Here is a 15,457-nt window from a genome sequence, read left to right as displayed (position 1 = left end):
AGGGCTACAAATTTCACATTTTAGCCTCTTCACAGCTGCGGAGAGCTACAAATTTCACATTTCAGCCTCTTCACAGCTGCGGAGAGCTACAAATTCCACCGTTCAGCCTCTTCATGGCGAAGAAGAGCTCTCGAGAACCTTACAAGCTACAGGAAGGCCATCTGGCGTAGGCAAAGGCTATGCATCCAAACGGAAGTGCCTCTAGGGGAATAGCACCAAGAGCGCGCTATCTTCCAGAAGAACCTACAATTCTAGCATAGCCCCTTTTAGCACACCTACTTCACCGAAGTAGCCTCTACGTAGTACGAAGCAGCGCTAGCTTCGGATACGCTCTTGGCGCAATCCTTGCCATCGCAGCGACCGCAGGGCTTTTGATCGACGTAGGCCACCTTTTTGAGAATCCCCTTAACGGTTACCTTTTTCCCCCTAAAGCTGGCAGCCGAACCGCTCTTTAGCACAACGGCCATGCGCACGGTTTTGTCGTTCTCGGGCGAAACAAAAATTCGGCTATCGCTCTTAGGGCAAACCGAGTAAACCATACCCGTAAACTCCACGCTCTTACCTGTAAACTTCGAGGTGTTCTTGGCCATATCGGCAAGCTCCACCTTGCCGGCCTGAGCAAAAATAGCCCCAACAAAAAATAGGGTTAGCAGCAGTAATCTCTTCATTATTCAAGAATTTAGAATTAGCCAATGGTGCCCAAATGCCCAACCAGCGTTGAGCCAAAGGCGTCTTTCGCCCAATGAGCATCAGCACGCCAAAGGAAGCAATAGTATCCAAGCAAAAAAATATTCTTTAGCAACTTTAGCACAGAAAATCGGCCAACAAAAAAGCCCCGCTGGCTTAGCTAGCGGGGCTTTGCGGGTATGCTATTAAAGGCTACTGCTGCATGGTGTGAAGCTTATGGTAGATGCCCTTCTTGGCAAGAAGCTCATCGTGCGTTCCGCGCTCGGCAATCTCGCCCTCGTTTATAACGAGAATCTCGTCGGCATTCTTAATTGTCGACAGGCGGTGGGCAATAACGATGGAGGTTCGGTTCTGCATCAGGTTATCCAAGGCCGATTGAACGATCTTCTCGCTCTCGGTATCGAGCGCCGAGGTTGCCTCGTCGAGGATAAGGATTGGAGGGTTGGCCAGCACCGCACGCGCAATGGATACGCGCTGACGCTGTCCGCCCGACATCTTGCTTCCCCTATCGCCCACCACCGTTTGGTAGCCTTCGGGCGATGTAGAGATAAACTCGTGGGCGTTGGCCACCTTTGCCGCAGCCTCCACGTCATCGGCGGTTGCTCCTTCTACGCTAAAAGCGATATTGTTGAAGTAGGTATCGTTAAACAGGATAGGCTCCTGGTTTACGATGCCCATCAGCGATCGAAGCTCGCGAAGCTTGTAGCTCTTCACGTTTACGCCGTCAACCAGAATCTCGCCCTCCTGCACGTCCCAGAAGCGGGGCAACAGGTCAACAATGGTCGATTTACCCGATCCCGATTGGCCAACCAGCGCGATGGTTTTCCCCTTCTCCACGGTAAAGCTCACGTTGCGCAGCACCCAATCGTCGATATACTTAAAGCTGACGTTGCGGAACTCGATCTTGCTCTTGAACTCGGCTATTGGCTGTGCGTTTGGCCCATCCTTAATAGGATTTTCGGCCGAAAGAATGGCGTCGATACGGTCGGCAGAGGCCATCCCTTTTACAATATTATAGTATGATTGCGAGAATCGCTTGGCCGGATTTAGCAGCTGCGAGAATGCGGCCAGGTAGGTTATCAGCGCTGCTGCCGACAGGGTTGGGTTATCCATTAGCACCAAACGACCACCATACATGAGCACGGCAACAACAACGCCCACGCCAAGGAACTCGCTCAGCGGCGAGGCCAAATCGCGGCGCCACGAGGCGTGGTTGCAAAGCTTGCGGTACTTATCGTTAAGCCCCTTAAACTTATTGGTCATGTGCTTTTCAGCCGTAAAGCCCTTAACCACCCTTAGCCCGCTAAGGGTTTCCTCAATTGCCGAGAGGATATCGCCCAAGCTGTTTTGCGCACGGTACGATGATTTACGAAGCGAACGGCCAATACGGCCTAGTACGAATACGGCAACAAAGATCATCCCCAGCACAAAAAGCGAAAGCTGTGGGCTAATTATAATCAGCGTTGTCAGGTAGGCAATAAGCAGTAGCGGATCCTTAAAGAGCAGCTCCAACGAGCGCACCACCGACACCTCAATCTCGTTAACGTCGTTGGTCATCTTCGATAGGATATCGCCCTTACGCTCGTTGCTGTAGTAGCCCAAAGGCAGATCGAGCACCTTGCGGTAAAGCGTCATACGAATATCCATCACCACGCCGTTGCGAAGCGGAATCATCACAAAGCTGGTAAGATACTCGAAAAGATTTTTGAATAGGAAGAGCAGCGCAACCATGATGCTTAGCAATCCAAGCGTGGCAATTTGCCCATGGGTTACGATGTACTGGCTAATGAGGTACGAGATATTATGCACGATAGCAGTAGCGTTCATCTCCCAAGGTACAGCGCTGGCTACAACGGGCGACTGCTTAAAAAGGATTTGTAAGAACGGTAGCACGGCCGTAATGGAGGCCACCGAGAAAATAGCTAACAGGATGGATAAAATAACAAAGGCAATGATTCTCCCCTTGTAGGGTATCATGAACCTAAAAATCTTAAAGATATTCTTCATTAAAAGACGGTTGTTTTTATTTCAACGGCCCCACAACATCCCAGCACGAGAATTGTAAGGAACACTTACCCAAAGGGAAGTCCGGCCAAAAATAGCAAAAAGCAGGGTTAAACCCTGCTCTTTTGCATTTTATATGTGTAACTATTAGAATATTCCTGTGTAATTCTGAGGCGTAATCGTAAGAATCTCCGCCTTAACCGAATCGCTAACCTTAAGCGTACCCACAAACTCGCAAATAGCCTCTTTGGTTATCCCCGACTTACCACGAGTTAGCTCCTTTAGCGCCTCGTAAGGCTTAGGATAGCCCTCACGACGAAGAATGGTTTGAATTGCCTCGGCAACCACAGCCCAGTTCTCCTCAAGGTCGTTGTTGATAGCCTCGTGGTTAATGTAAACCTTGCCCAACCCCTTTAGGATAGACTTAAATGCAATAACGGTATGCCCCATTGGCACCCCAATATTACGAAGCACTGTAGAGTCGGTCAGGTCGCGTTGTAGGCGCGAAATTGGAAGCTTAGCAGCAAGATGCTCGTAAAGCGCATTGGCAATACCAAGGTTACCTTCGGCGTTCTCGTAGTCGATAGGATTCACCTTATGCGGCATAGCCGACGAGCCAACCTCTCCCTCTTTTACCTTTTGCTTGAAGTAGTCCATCGAAATATAGGTCCAGAAATCGCGCGAAAGGTCGATAAGGATGGTATTTATGCGCTTAAGCGTATCGAAGATAGCGGCAAGATTATCGTAGTGCTCAATTTGGGTGGTGTACTGCGAACGGGTAAGGCCAAGCACGTTATTTACAAAGTCGTTACCAAAATCAACCCAGTTAATTTCAGGATAAGCAACATGGTGGGCGTTAAAGTTACCGGTTGCTCCACCAAACTTTGCGCTTACAGGAATTTCCTGTAGCAAGTCAACCTGCTTTTGGATACGCTCCACAAACACCATGATCTCCTTACCCAGCTTGGTTGGCGATGCAGGCTGACCGTGGGTACGCGCTAAAAGAGGGACCTCGGCCCACTCACGTGTAAGCTGCTCGAGCTGATCTACAACCTCGTCCAAAAGAGGGTAGTAGATTTCGCTGATTGCATCGCGAAGTAAGAGTGGCGTTGCAGTATTGTTTACATCCTGCGAGGTTAACCCAAAATGAATAAACTCGAGATACTTTGTAAGCCCAAGCGCCTCCATCTTTTCCTTAAGGAAGTACTCTACAGCTTTTACATCATGGTTGGTTACCTTCTCAATATCCTTAATCTTTTGAGCATCCTCCAAGGTAAAGTTCGTATAGATGTCGCGAAGCTTCGAGTAAACGGCTTTGTCAACATCGGCAAGCTGAGGAAGAGGAATCTCGCATAGCGCGATAAAATACTCAACTTCAACTTTTACACGATAACGGATTAGGGCAAATTCCGAGAAGTAATCTCCAAGCTCATCAACTTGGCCTCTGTACCTTCCATCGATAGGAGAAATGGCTGTTAGCTTCTGTAATTCCATCTTTAAGGGTTTATTTTGACGGACAAATTTACCAAAAAAATGATGGTTTCGACAGCCAGTCCACCCCCTCAAAGGCCAATTAAAGACATTTTTGTTTTGGTTTGTAAATAAAATAGTACCTTTGCCCCGATAATCAAAGTAATTCGAACAAATGCCCTCGGGATAAATTTGATAGTTGAATGATTTGTATAAAAGTTTCGGCGGTGCTTCTAAAAAGCACTACCCCCATCGTAAAAGGGTTTAAACGCGCGAAATTGTCGGTAGCAACATCAGCGATCGGCCGTACAAGTCTTTACCGATTATCGGCACAACGTTCCTTTCTGAATTACTCCAAGTTTCTCCAACAAATTTCCAACCACAAACGACGACGATGGTCGACGCAATCGGGCTTTCGATTGTGCGACTTGCCGACATCCCTTTGCGCTGAAGAGGGCTAACACTAGCCAACTCACTTCTCCAGAGCTAAACAACCCATTGTATAACCGGTAAAAACCAAGGGTCGATGGTAACCTTATTCGTTCGTGGCGACAACAAAATCATTCAGGAAACAGAGATAGAGCTGCTCGAAGAGTTCAGCTTTGACGATATCATTTGGATTGACATGAACAATCCAAGCCTTAAGGAGAAAAAGGCAATTGAGAACTTTCTACACGTAAACCTTACTACCCGACAGCAGGCAGAAGAGATCGAGAGCTCATCGCGCTACTCAGAATCCGAAACGACCATAATGGCCAACTCGAACTTCCTTATCCAGGAAGACGAAGAGTTTACCTACGAAGCCGTATCCTTTATACTTAAGGAGGGAATCCTCGTAACGGTTCGCAATATAGATCTTAAGGTGTTTTCCGATACGATTCGCCGCTTTTTGCTCAATAACCGCGCCTTTCCAACGTCGTTTCACCTAATGGTGGCAATTTTGGAAACCCGGATCGACCTCGATGCCGACATGGTTGAGCAAATTGCACGAGACATTGCCAAAGTTAGCAAGGAGATCACCCTATCGGGCAGCGTTGACGAAGAGGTACTGTTGGACATCAACCAGCTTCAGGAAAACTCGATGCTGCTCCGTGAAAACATCATCGACAAACAGCGCGTACTCTCCGGAATCCTCAAAAGCGAGCGATTCCCCAACGACCTCTACCCAAAGGTTACCATCATGCTAAAGGACGTTGGTTCACTTATCAACCACACCGACTTTAGCTTCGAGCGTTTGGAGTACCTACAGAATACCTTCCTTGGTCTTATCAACATCGAGCAAAATAAGATCATCAAGATCTTTACCGTGGTTTCGGTAATCTTCATGCCTCCTACCCTTATTGCCAGCATGTACGGTATGAACTTCGACTTTATACCCGAGCTTCACTGGAAGTATGGTTACCTTTTCGCAATATTCTTTATGCTTTTCGCATCTGGAATCACCCTATTTATCTTCAAACGAAAAAAATGGTTATAACACATTAACAATAAAAACGATAAAGGCGATTATTAAGAGAATAATCGCCTTTATCGTTTAAAAAAGTACACTATTCCTTGCTGCATCTTACCTTAAAAGCCACAAAAACGTACTATTACACGACCTTTTTTCTTCGATTTCTCCAATTAAATCTTTACTTTTACCGTAACATGTGTTAAATGACAGAATTTGCAAACTTACTTCACATCAATTATATAATTAATGTTGTACGAAGAGTTAAACAAGGACATCAGATTTGAAGAAGGCATTAACTCGTGCATTAGCTGTGGTACATGTACCGCAATATGTCCTGCCGCTCAGGTGTATCCTTACCAACCACGCGCAATAGCAGAAACAGTTTCAACAAAAGACGACAAGCTCATAGAAGAGCTGCTAAAGAGCGAAACTATTTGGTACTGCGGAGAATGTATGTCATGCAAAACCCGTTGTCCGCGAGGCAATGCCCCGGGATTAATCATTATGGCGCTTCGTGCCCTTTCTATAAAAAAAGGCCTTTTCGTTGAATCAGAGAAGGGAAGGCAACAACTCGTACTCAAGCGAACCATTGGCGAATGGTCATATAAATACGGCTACTGCGTTCATGTAGACCATCTTAATACAGAGATGTTTCCAGAATTAGGTCCGATTTTCGATTTTGAGAAAAAGCATATAGATGCGTTTATGGAACGTGTTGGCGCTAGCTACCATCAGGATAAGCCAGGTGCGCTCCGTAAAATTCCCCAAGAAGCCCTCGATGAGATTAGCAGCATCTTCGAAGTTACCGGAGCGCACCGCCAATTTCAGCATATAGAGAAAGTCTCCGCAGTCAAGGCTAAAGAGATGAATCTTGAATTAGATGAATCGGGAATTGAATCGGACTACGTTCAGCACATATACAATTTTAGTAACGAAGAAGACCACTCGATATAAATCAGAAACGAAATGATACCAGAAGGAAAGAAAAAGCTTTGGGCCAAATATCAGAAGGAAATTGCGGAGGACTACTACTACTACGCACGTAGCTGCATCCGTCAAAACTTCTTTCCCGGCTCAGAATCAACATTTCTTCGCATTTTGAAAGGCGAATTGGGGAAATCGATACTTGATGATCCCCGCCATACAACCTGTACTGGAATTGCCTACCACACCGACTTAGTCCCTATAGAGACAACGATGACGGTTGTGGCCCGCCAGTTTGCGCTAATGCACGAAGCCGGGCTCGAAAACTACGTTGCCAGCTGTGTAACTTCGTTTGGAATCTATACAGAGATTCTGGATCTATGGCATCACAATCCAGAGATGGAAGAAAAAGCTCACGAGCTACTATACAAGGCTACAAAGAGAGAGTTTATCAAGCCTAAAAATCTGGTTCACACCAGCGACATCATCTATAAGTTTCGGGAAGAAATAGCCCAAAAGTCTAAGTATAGGCTAATAAACAAAGAAACCGGTGAACCGCTAAAAGTGGTAGAGCACATCGGATGCCACTATGCCAAAATGTTTCCACACAAGGGTGTCGGTGGGGCAGAATACCCTCACGTGCTCGTAGGAATGATCGAATCGTGGGGTGGAGATGTTGTGGACTACCCCGAACGCAGGCACTGCTGTGGATTTGGATTCCGCCAGTACTTGGTAAAAGCCAATAGAGGCTACTCGGTATCGGCATCAAAAAAGAAGTTCGAATCGATGGCCCCCTACAAGCCCGACTTTATCCTAAGCAACTGCCCTGGCTGTGCCTACTTTCTTGATAGATGGCAATATGTTATAGCCGATATGGAAGGAACCACCTACGACGATAAAGGGTACGGAATTCCATCGCTAACCTACGAGGAGCTAGCAGGCTTAGTACTAGGCTACGATCCTTGGGATTTGGGGCTTCAGCTACACCAGGTAAACGTGGAGCCTCTTCTAAAAAAAATTGGGGTAGAATACGATCCCGATGCAAAATTTAGTTCAAAGGACGGTAAAGATTTAGGGAAACCCGAAAAACCGGAAGTCCTCAAATACTAGAATTTTAAAATTAGCTTGTGCACATAGTTATGATTAACGAAGAAAGCAAAAAAATAGCAGTTATAGGTGGCGGCATCGCAGGAATGCAGTCTGCCAGCGTCCTTGGTCGCTTAGGCTATCAGGTTACTATTTTCGAAAAATCGGAGCGACTCGGAGGAAACGTAGCTAATTGGAATCATTTATTCCCCCACAATGAGAATGCTACAGATATGATTAGTGCGCTTAACACCACGCTCGAATCACAGTCAAACATAAGCATTGCACCAAGCACAACCGTCTTAAATATAGCTAACAAACAGAATAGCGTATCAATAACAACTCCTGAAAGGGAGTACTCTTTTGATGCGGCCATCATAGCATCTGGCTTCACCCCCTTCGATGCCACTAAAAAGGAAGAGTATGGTTACGGAATTTACAACCATGTAATCACATCAGTCGAACTCGAAAAGGTTGAAAAGCAGAATCAGCTAAGCCGATATGTCCATGGTAAATCGGGCAAGGTTGGCTTTGTACACTGCGTAGGCTCGCGCGATGAAAAGGTGTGCAACGGTTACTGCTCTAAGGTTTGCTGTATTACTGCAATAAAGCAAGCCATTGAGGTAAAAAAACAGCATCCCAACCTCGACGTTTACTGCTTTTACATGGATCTACGCCTATTCGATCGCCACTTTGAAAGCATCTACCGCGAAGCGCAAGAAAAATGGGGCATTCTGTTTATTAGAGGAAGAATGTCGGAGGTAAACGAAGACATCAAAGGAAAACTTATTGTTCGCATTGAAGACACCCTTTCGCGTCGTCCCATGAAGCTTTCGCTCGACTTGTTGGTGCTAATGGTTGGCATGGTTCCATCGGAAGACACACAACGATTTGCCAGCCAACTTAGCACAAAATCGGAAGAAGACCGCTTTATTATTGACAACAACCAAATCCTTGTAGAGCAGAATACCGGAATAAGCAAAGGTATTTTTGCAGCAGGAACAGCAAAAAGCCCCTTAACCGTTAAAGAAACACTCGCAGATGCAAAATCGGTAGCCTTGAATGTTCACTTCTACTTAAACCAAACGAACCTTTAGCCATGGTGAAATTTGGATTTACGACACGAAAGGATAGCATGATTATGCTCGACAAAGCCGATTTAAGCCTTCGCCGCACCCTTATATCAGAATATCCGGAATACCAGCTCTGCATTAACTGCGGAGCCTGTTCTGCTGTATGCACAGCCGCACAGCTAACATCGTTCAACATTCGAGAAGTAAAGTTGAACATAGACAGAGGCCAAACAGTTAGTCTTAAGAATGAGATTGCCAAATGCATGATCTGCGGAAAATGCGAAATGATTTGCCCTAAAAACGTGAGCAATCGTAAAATCGTTCTTTTAATCAACAAACACCTTCAAGAACAGCATGGATAGATTTGACATATTTGTACTCCCATTTACAGTTGGACTTGTATTTGTTGTTTTTGCATACATAGCGCAGCTCATTTATTGGCTTCGCCAAATGCCTAAAGATGAAAAAGGAAAGCTAAAGGGGCTTTTAGTATCGCCAATCCGACTTGCTAAGTGCTGCATCGAGATCGTCAAGGAGAGTCTTCTTCACATAAACCTTTTTAGAACCAACCTGCTGCTAGGATTCATGCACATGAGCCTTGCGTTTGGCTGGTTTATGCTAATCGTTATAGGCAACCTAGAATCGAAGGTCTACACGTCCACACATATAAATCCCCCCTACTTTCCCATATTTTTAGAGTATTTTATTCCCGACATGGGAAGTTTTAAGTATCATCAGGAGTTCTCGTTCCTTATGGACTTCTTTCTACTAATGGTACTAACGGGGACGTTCCTTGCGTTTACCAAACGATTTGTTTCTAGAAGATTCAGCATCATCAAAAAGCCAAAGCTAACCGCCATTGACAAGATTGGACTTTACTCACTTTGGCTGATATTTCCCCTTCGTTTCTTAGCCGAAAGCATCAACTCTGGCATCCACCAAACAGGAAGTTTTATTACCGAACCAACAGGAGAGCTACTTTTTAGCCTTGGCGTTGGCGAGAGCAGCGCCTATGCCGCATGGTGGGCATACTCAATATCGTTAGGAATTTTCTTTGTAGCAGTGCCATTTACCCGCTACATGCACATCCTTACCGAGCCATTCTTCATCTTTTTGCGAAAAGCAAAAGTGGACGCGAGCAAATTCCAACCAATATTTAATCAGATACAAGCCAAAAGCTGCTCGAAGTGTGGAGTATGCCTTTCCTCATGTCCATTAACTAAAGCCAGCATCAGCGGCAAGCCTCAACCCATATACCTACTCGATGCATTAAAGCGTGGAAGCTTATCACCAGAAATGGTTGAAAGTTGCCTTAACTGCCGACGCTGCGAAGAAAGCTGTCCAGTTGGCATCACCATAGAACCGCTAAGGATGTCGCTGAAGAAGCAAATAGAGCATGAAACAGACTTCGGCTATACCTCGTTGGCAGAATATCCTAAAGCAAAGGTTGGTTACTTCTCGGGATGCATGGGTAAGCTAACACCAGCAACTACAAAGAGTCTTGAAAAAATTGCCGAAACCGCAGGCGAAAAACTAGTTCACCTGGACAAGGATGGAGGTATTTGCTGTGGTCGTCCTCAGAAGTTGGCAGGACAGCTGGCCGCTTCGCAAGAGTTAATGGCAAAGAACACTGCCCTATTCCGTGAAAGCGGAGTTGAAATGATCGTTACATCGTGCCCTATATGCCTCAAAACATTTAGGGATGATTACCAACTAAGTATTCCTGTTATCCACCATACCGAATACATTAATCGTCTGATCAAAAATGAGAGAATAGCCCTAAATAAATCGGACGCCATTACGGTATATCACGATCCTTGCGAACTTGCACGAGGATGTGGTATAACAAAAGAACCTCGCTATATTCTAAAGAAATCTTCGACATTCACAGAACTTCCCAAAGAAGCAAGAGGTATGTGCTGTGGAAATTCAATGGCCCACAGTTCTCTAAGCTACAATCAAAAAGCAGATATTGCCAGTTTAACCCTAAACAGCATTCCTTCGAACGTTAGCCATCTAATAACCAGCTGTCCTGCATGCAGCAAAGCATTTAAGGTGGCTGACAAGGTAACAGTAGAGGACATTGCCGTTTTTACGGCAAGACATGCATACAAGCCTACTCCTATTCTAGAAAAGCAGCATTATAAAGTATCCGAAACAGCAACAAGATGATCAAAAGATCATCTTGAAATTAGATGAAGATCACTTGATAAAAGAATGCTCACAAGATCTGCATGTGCAATACAGCATCTAGAATACAATAGCATATTGCATTCTAGAAAGGCCAACTCTACCAAAGGCAATAAACAACACCTATGGTACGTTTAGATTGAGAAGCGCTCGATATCGGCAAAGATGCAGAGAGTGGGGCTTTATTCTAGGGCTTTTTAGGAACAAAGAAACAAAAAGGGCACTTATTTTGTAGGATAAGCGGCTAAACGTTTTCACTAAAATATCGATTTTATATTTTTGTGAACGAATACAAAAACTAGAATAAAATGAGCCAAAAGATAAGACCGATGATTAAGTTTAAGCGTGGCGTAAAGTTCTTTACCCTACTCTTTTTCACATCATCCATTTTCTCGGTTCTTATAATGAGGCTTGTTCCCATTACCTTCACCCCTCTTATGCTGATTCGAAGCGTAGAGCAGGCTATCGATGGAGATTTTCCTAAGGCTAAAAGAAGCTGGACCTCCTACGGTAATATCAGCAAGAATATGGTGCTGGCGGTGGTATCATCGGAGGATAATAAGTTTCCAGAACACTACGGATTTGACTTTGTTGCTATAGAGCGTGCACTAAAGCACAATACGAAGAAGAAAAAAATTCGAGGTGGAAGCACCATATCGCAACAAACCGGCAAAAATGTCTTTCTTGTACCTGCTCGTAACTGGATTCGAAAAGGGTTTGAAACCTATTTTACCATTTTAATCGAAGCAACATGGTCGAAAAAGAGAATAATGGAAACGTACCTAAATATAGTAGAGCTCGGAAATGGCATTTATGGCGTACAAGCTGCATCGGAATTCTACTTCGAGAAGGATGCAAAGAACCTTACCAAGCGCCAATCGGCACTGCTTGCCGCTACGCTTCCGAGCCCACTAAAGCGTAATCCGGGCAATCCCAACGCAGCAATGAGGCATAAGCAGGAGTTAATACTCCGAATTATGAGAAAGCTTCGCGAGGTAAACCTGTAACCTTGCAAGAGTATCAAACCAAAACCTTAACAAGAACCTCTGTGAATACACTCCGTAGAATAGCCATAGTAATTCTGGTTTTACTCGTTAACCCATTCTCTACGTTTGCCCAAATCGATAAAGAATACTTCTTTAACAACGGTAGGCAATGCCTAATTGACAAGAAGTATGCCGAATCGTTGGACTACTTCAACGTACTCATAAAAACCGACCATACGCTCCACGAGGCCTTCTTCCTGAGGGGTATCGCCAAGTACAATCTCGACGACCTGATTGGTGCCAATCATGATTTTTCGGAGGCCATAAAGTTAAACCCTGTTTACACTCAGGCCTACCACTACAGGGCAATTACATCGGCACGAATGGGCAACACCGATGCCGCAATAGCCGACCTTAACAACGCCTCCCTTCTACGACCCGAATATCCAGGAATCTACTATAGCCGAGGTGTAACCCACTTCATGTCTAAACAGTTCGAAAAGGCCCTAGATGACTACAACAAGTTTATACAGAAGGAACCTAAGGTTAGCGATGTATACGTAAACAGAGGTATTACCTACCTCTTTATGAAGGATACTACAGCTGCTCTAAACGACTACAATAAGGCCATCTCGCTAGACTTTTCCAATGTAGATGCCTACTTAAAACGTGGCCATTTGCAGATGGTCCAAAAGAAGCTGAAAGAGGCTCTGACCGATTTCAACAAAGCGATAGAGCTTGATTCTACAAATTTTATGGCCTACTTTAACCGTGGACTTGTGTACTACGAAATGAAGAAGTACAACAACACCATGGCCGACTTTAACAAGTCGATACGCTTAGAACCAAACAACCCTGTAATCCTATACAACCGAGCCATACTCCGAGCTCAGGTTAGAGACCTAAACAATGCCGTAAAGGACTACGACCAAGTAGCAAAGCTTACGCCTAAGAACGTGCTGGTGTACTACAATCGTGCCGCTGTACTTGTTGAGCTTGGAATGCTCCGCGAAGCGCTGAAGGACTACACTCGCGCCATTGCTCTTTACCCCGACTTCGCCAACGCCTACATGAATCGCTCGTACATCAAGCGTAGGCTCAACGATATGAAGAGCGCAAAAGCCGACTTCGACATTGCTACAAAAAAAATCAAGGAATACCGTTCGAAGCTTAACGATAGCACTTTCTCGGTGTATGCCGATACCAGCAAGAAGTTCAACGCCATGATGTCGTTCGATGCCAACTTCGACGAAAACGACATGCTCATCAACAGCCAGGTGGATATTAAGCTACGTCCGCTCTACCGCATTGAGGTTACTGCTGCCGATACGCTACCTCAGCTGCAAAATGCCTACTACTACCCAGCATACGATAGATTCAGGAACAGCCTTAACAACAAGCAGCAGCTTACGCTCACCAACCAGCCACAAAAGCAAACACCTGCGGCAATAGACAGCTTAAAGGCAATTGCCCAGCTGCTTGTAAACGGCAAGCCTGCACTAGCGAGCATGATAATGGCTATTGCAGAGAGCAGCCAGAATCAGTACACCAAATCGATTGGCACCTACGGAAAGGCAATAGATGCTGATCCTAAAAATGGATTTACCTTCATCAACCGAGCTACCGTACAGGCCGAGATGATCGACTTCACCAAGTCGATAGAGAATAGCATGCAGCCTACCCTTCTCGACGAAAAGGGACCAACTATGGCCAAGCAAAAAATTGACGTTACCGTGTACAACTACGATCAGGCAATTGACGACCTAAATAAGGCGGCCAAGCTGCTGCCCAACTACGCCTACATAGACTACAACTTAGGCAACATCTACGCGCTCTCGAACCGTATGCCTGAGGCCATCCAGAGCTACACCAAGGCTATAGAGGAGTACCCCAACCTCGCCGATGCCTACTACAACCGAGGTCTTATCCAAATCTACCTGAAGGATACCAACAAGGGTTGCCTAGACATCAGCAAGGCTGGAGAACTTGGCATCCGAGATGCCTACGCCACCCTAAAGAAGTACTGCATTAAGGAGAAATAGAAACAAAATGAAAAGACGAGTAGAGCACTCGTCTTTTCATTTATATGCTAGTGCGCACATCTCTGGCTTCGTCGCCCTCCTTTTCAAGGAGGGAATTACACCTTTGGCTACCTTTTACTTTTGATATTATAGCCTCAAATCGAACTCACATTAAATTCAAGTATCTCAAACCACAGATCTTGCTACCTTTGCTGTATGAGAGAGGAGACCTCGTACCGGAATATTTGGAGAATTGCCTACCCAATTATCGTTGGGAGCATCAGCCAAAACGTGCTTAACATCACCGACACCATCTTTCTAGGGCATCTAGGCGAACAGGAGCTGGCAGCCGGGGCACTTGGCACGCTCTTCTACCTCACCATTATGATGGTGATTACCGGATTCACCATCGGAAACCAAATCATTATGGCCCGCCGCTTTGGCGAGGAGCGCCCTGCCGATATCGGGAAAACCTTTGCCAGCTCTACGCTGCTGCTGCTGGCCATCACCATTACCGTATTTGCTGCCGTAAAGCTATTTGCCAGCAACCTAATTCCAACCCTGGTGAGCAACGAGATGATTGCCCTTCAGGTGGGCGACTTTGTTCAGTACCGCATTTGGGGCGTATATGCGGCGGCATTTACGCTGCTGTTCCGCTCGTTCTACGTTGCAACCGCCAACACCAAGGTGCTGATATCGGTAACCACTACTACCGTTGGGCTAAACATCGTCCTAAACTACCTCCTGATCTTTGGCAAGTTCGGGTTTCCGGCATTGGGGTTCAACGGGGCGGCTATAGCCTCGGTAATCTCGGAGATGGCTGGCTTTGCCATCATCCTTGGGTACACCATCTACCGGAAATACCCAAAGGCGTTTGGGCTGTTCAACATCCGCAGCTTCGACATGCGGGTGGCGGGCGAAACGCTCAAGCTGGCATCGCCGGTGATGCTGCAGCACCTCATCTCGTTTAGCGCCTGGTTCGTAATCTTTCTGATAATTGAGCGGATGGGCGAGCGCTCGCTGGCCATCTCGAACATCGTGCGCAGCCTCTACATTGCCATGATGATGCCCATTTGGGGATTTGCCGAGGCCACCAACAGCTTGGTGAGCTACCTGATGGGCGAGCGCCACTTCGACCGTATTGCCACGGTGGTAACGCGCTCGATGCTGCTGAGCTTCTGCAGCGTGGTGCTGGTGGTTGCGTGCTTCTACCTAATGCTGCCCCAGGTTATCGGCTTCTACAGCCCCGATGCCTCGCTGGTGGCCGACACCATCCCCGTTGCCAAGGTGGTGATGATTGGCGCCACCACCATGTCGCTGGGCTTTATCACCTTTATGGCCGTTTCGGGAACGGGAAACACCCTCACCGCGTTTGGACTCGAGCTCTCGGACATCGCCCTTTACATCGCCATCACCTTTATCCTTACCGAGTATACCAACATCAACGTTACCAACATCTGGTTTGTAGAAACGTTCTACGCCGGGTACATGCTGCTGGTGTGCTCGCTCTACCTTCGCTTTGGGAAGTGGCGGAACAAGGTAATCTAATCCTGAACGAAATAA

Annotated in this window: 12 protein-coding genes; 9 read left to right on the top strand and 3 right to left on the bottom strand. The window is 46.1% G+C overall.

The annotated features are described in order from the left end of the window. Positions 1-275: 275 nt before the first annotated feature. The 3 genes from CLV25_RS04380 to purB all read right to left on the bottom strand — a co-directional run bounded on the left by CLV25_RS04380 (position 276) and on the right by purB (position 4,185). On the bottom strand, positions 276-668 hold the full coding sequence (locus CLV25_RS04380) for a hypothetical protein (RefSeq protein ID WP_131838424.1): 393 nt from the start codon (positions 666-668) through the stop codon (positions 276-278). Between the two features lie 211 nt (positions 669-879). Then, complete coding sequence (locus tag CLV25_RS04375) at positions 880-2,694, bottom strand: ABC transporter ATP-binding protein (RefSeq protein ID WP_131838423.1); 1,815 nt, start codon at positions 2,692-2,694, stop codon at positions 880-882. Positions 2,695-2,838: 144 nt separating this feature from the next. Continuing rightward, on the bottom strand, positions 2,839-4,185 hold the full coding sequence (gene purB, locus CLV25_RS04370; RefSeq protein ID WP_131838422.1) for an adenylosuccinate lyase: 1,347 nt from the start codon (positions 4,183-4,185) through the stop codon (positions 2,839-2,841). 502 nt (positions 4,186-4,687) lie between these two features. Here purB and corA point away from each other — a divergent pair. From corA to CLV25_RS04325, 9 genes are all read left to right on the top strand, one after another. Then, positions 4,688-5,638, top strand: a complete 951-nt coding sequence (gene corA / locus CLV25_RS04365; RefSeq protein WP_131838421.1) for a magnesium/cobalt transporter CorA — start codon at positions 4,688-4,690, stop codon at positions 5,636-5,638. A gap of 222 nt (positions 5,639-5,860) precedes the next feature. Beyond that, positions 5,861-6,568 (top strand): 4Fe-4S dicluster domain-containing protein, encoded by a 708-nt coding sequence (locus CLV25_RS04360; protein ID WP_131838420.1) that lies wholly within the window; start codon positions 5,861-5,863, stop codon positions 6,566-6,568. A gap of 12 nt (positions 6,569-6,580) precedes the next feature. Next, the gene (locus CLV25_RS04355) at positions 6,581-7,648 is read left to right on the top strand and encodes a heterodisulfide reductase-related iron-sulfur binding cluster (protein ID WP_131838419.1); all 1,068 of its coding nucleotides are present in this window, start codon (positions 6,581-6,583) and stop codon (positions 7,646-7,648) included. A gap of 29 nt (positions 7,649-7,677) precedes the next feature. Beyond that, the gene (locus CLV25_RS04350) at positions 7,678-8,721 is read left to right on the top strand and encodes an FAD-dependent oxidoreductase (protein ID WP_131838418.1); all 1,044 of its coding nucleotides are present in this window, start codon (positions 7,678-7,680) and stop codon (positions 8,719-8,721) included. A gap of 2 nt (positions 8,722-8,723) precedes the next feature. Further along, positions 8,724-9,059: a 4Fe-4S dicluster domain-containing protein gene (locus CLV25_RS04345; protein WP_131838417.1), complete on the top strand. Its 336-nt coding sequence runs from the start codon at positions 8,724-8,726 to the stop codon at positions 9,057-9,059. Next, complete coding sequence (locus CLV25_RS04340) at positions 9,052-10,869, top strand: (Fe-S)-binding protein (protein WP_131838416.1); 1,818 nt, start codon at positions 9,052-9,054, stop codon at positions 10,867-10,869. Before CLV25_RS04345 ends, CLV25_RS04340 begins: the two co-directional genes overlap by 8 nt. 326 nt (positions 10,870-11,195) lie before the next feature. Continuing rightward, positions 11,196-11,894 carry a monofunctional biosynthetic peptidoglycan transglycosylase gene (gene mtgA, locus CLV25_RS04335; RefSeq protein WP_131838415.1) on the top strand — a complete coding sequence of 233 codons (699 nt, stop codon included), beginning with the start codon at positions 11,196-11,198 and terminating at the stop codon, positions 11,892-11,894. Positions 11,895-11,935: 41 nt separating this feature from the next. Then, a complete protein-coding gene (locus tag CLV25_RS04330; RefSeq protein ID WP_131838414.1) occupies positions 11,936-13,915 on the top strand; it encodes a tetratricopeptide repeat protein in 1,980 nt (659 codons plus the stop codon). Between the two features lie 195 nt (positions 13,916-14,110). Continuing rightward, positions 14,111-15,442, top strand: coding sequence for an MATE family efflux transporter (locus tag CLV25_RS04325; RefSeq protein ID WP_131838413.1), 1,332 nt, complete (start codon positions 14,111-14,113; stop codon positions 15,440-15,442). The last annotated feature ends 15 nt before the right edge of the window (positions 15,443-15,457 follow it).

It is taken from the genome of Acetobacteroides hydrogenigenes, assembly GCF_004340205.1.
Classification (GTDB): domain Bacteria; phylum Bacteroidota; class Bacteroidia; order Bacteroidales; family ZOR0009; genus Acetobacteroides; species Acetobacteroides hydrogenigenes.
Note: the sequence above shows the minus strand (reverse complement) of the source record. Positions and strands in the feature narration are given on the sequence as shown.

Excerpts from the sequence above, each read along its gene's own strand:
- CLV25_RS04380 (WP_131838424.1), bottom strand. The coding sequence starts at position 668 with ATGAAGAGATTACTGCTGCTAACCCTATTTTTTGTTGGGGCTATTTTT.
- CLV25_RS04375 (WP_131838423.1), bottom strand. The coding sequence starts at position 2,694 with ATGAAGAATATCTTTAAGATTTTTAGGTTCATGATACCCTACAAGGGG.
- purB (WP_131838422.1), bottom strand. The coding sequence starts at position 4,185 with ATGGAATTACAGAAGCTAACAGCCATTTCTCCTATCGATGGAAGGTAC.
- corA (WP_131838421.1), top strand. The coding sequence starts at position 4,688 with ATGGTAACCTTATTCGTTCGTGGCGACAACAAAATCATTCAGGAAACA.
- CLV25_RS04360 (WP_131838420.1), top strand. The coding sequence starts at position 5,861 with ATGTTGTACGAAGAGTTAAACAAGGACATCAGATTTGAAGAAGGCATT.
- CLV25_RS04355 (WP_131838419.1), top strand. The coding sequence starts at position 6,581 with ATGATACCAGAAGGAAAGAAAAAGCTTTGGGCCAAATATCAGAAGGAA.
- CLV25_RS04350 (WP_131838418.1), top strand. The coding sequence starts at position 7,678 with ATGATTAACGAAGAAAGCAAAAAAATAGCAGTTATAGGTGGCGGCATC.
- CLV25_RS04345 (WP_131838417.1), top strand. The coding sequence starts at position 8,724 with ATGGTGAAATTTGGATTTACGACACGAAAGGATAGCATGATTATGCTC.
- CLV25_RS04340 (WP_131838416.1), top strand. The coding sequence starts at position 9,052 with ATGGATAGATTTGACATATTTGTACTCCCATTTACAGTTGGACTTGTA.
- mtgA (WP_131838415.1), top strand. The coding sequence starts at position 11,196 with ATGAGCCAAAAGATAAGACCGATGATTAAGTTTAAGCGTGGCGTAAAG.
- CLV25_RS04325 (WP_131838413.1), top strand. The coding sequence starts at position 14,111 with ATGAGAGAGGAGACCTCGTACCGGAATATTTGGAGAATTGCCTACCCA.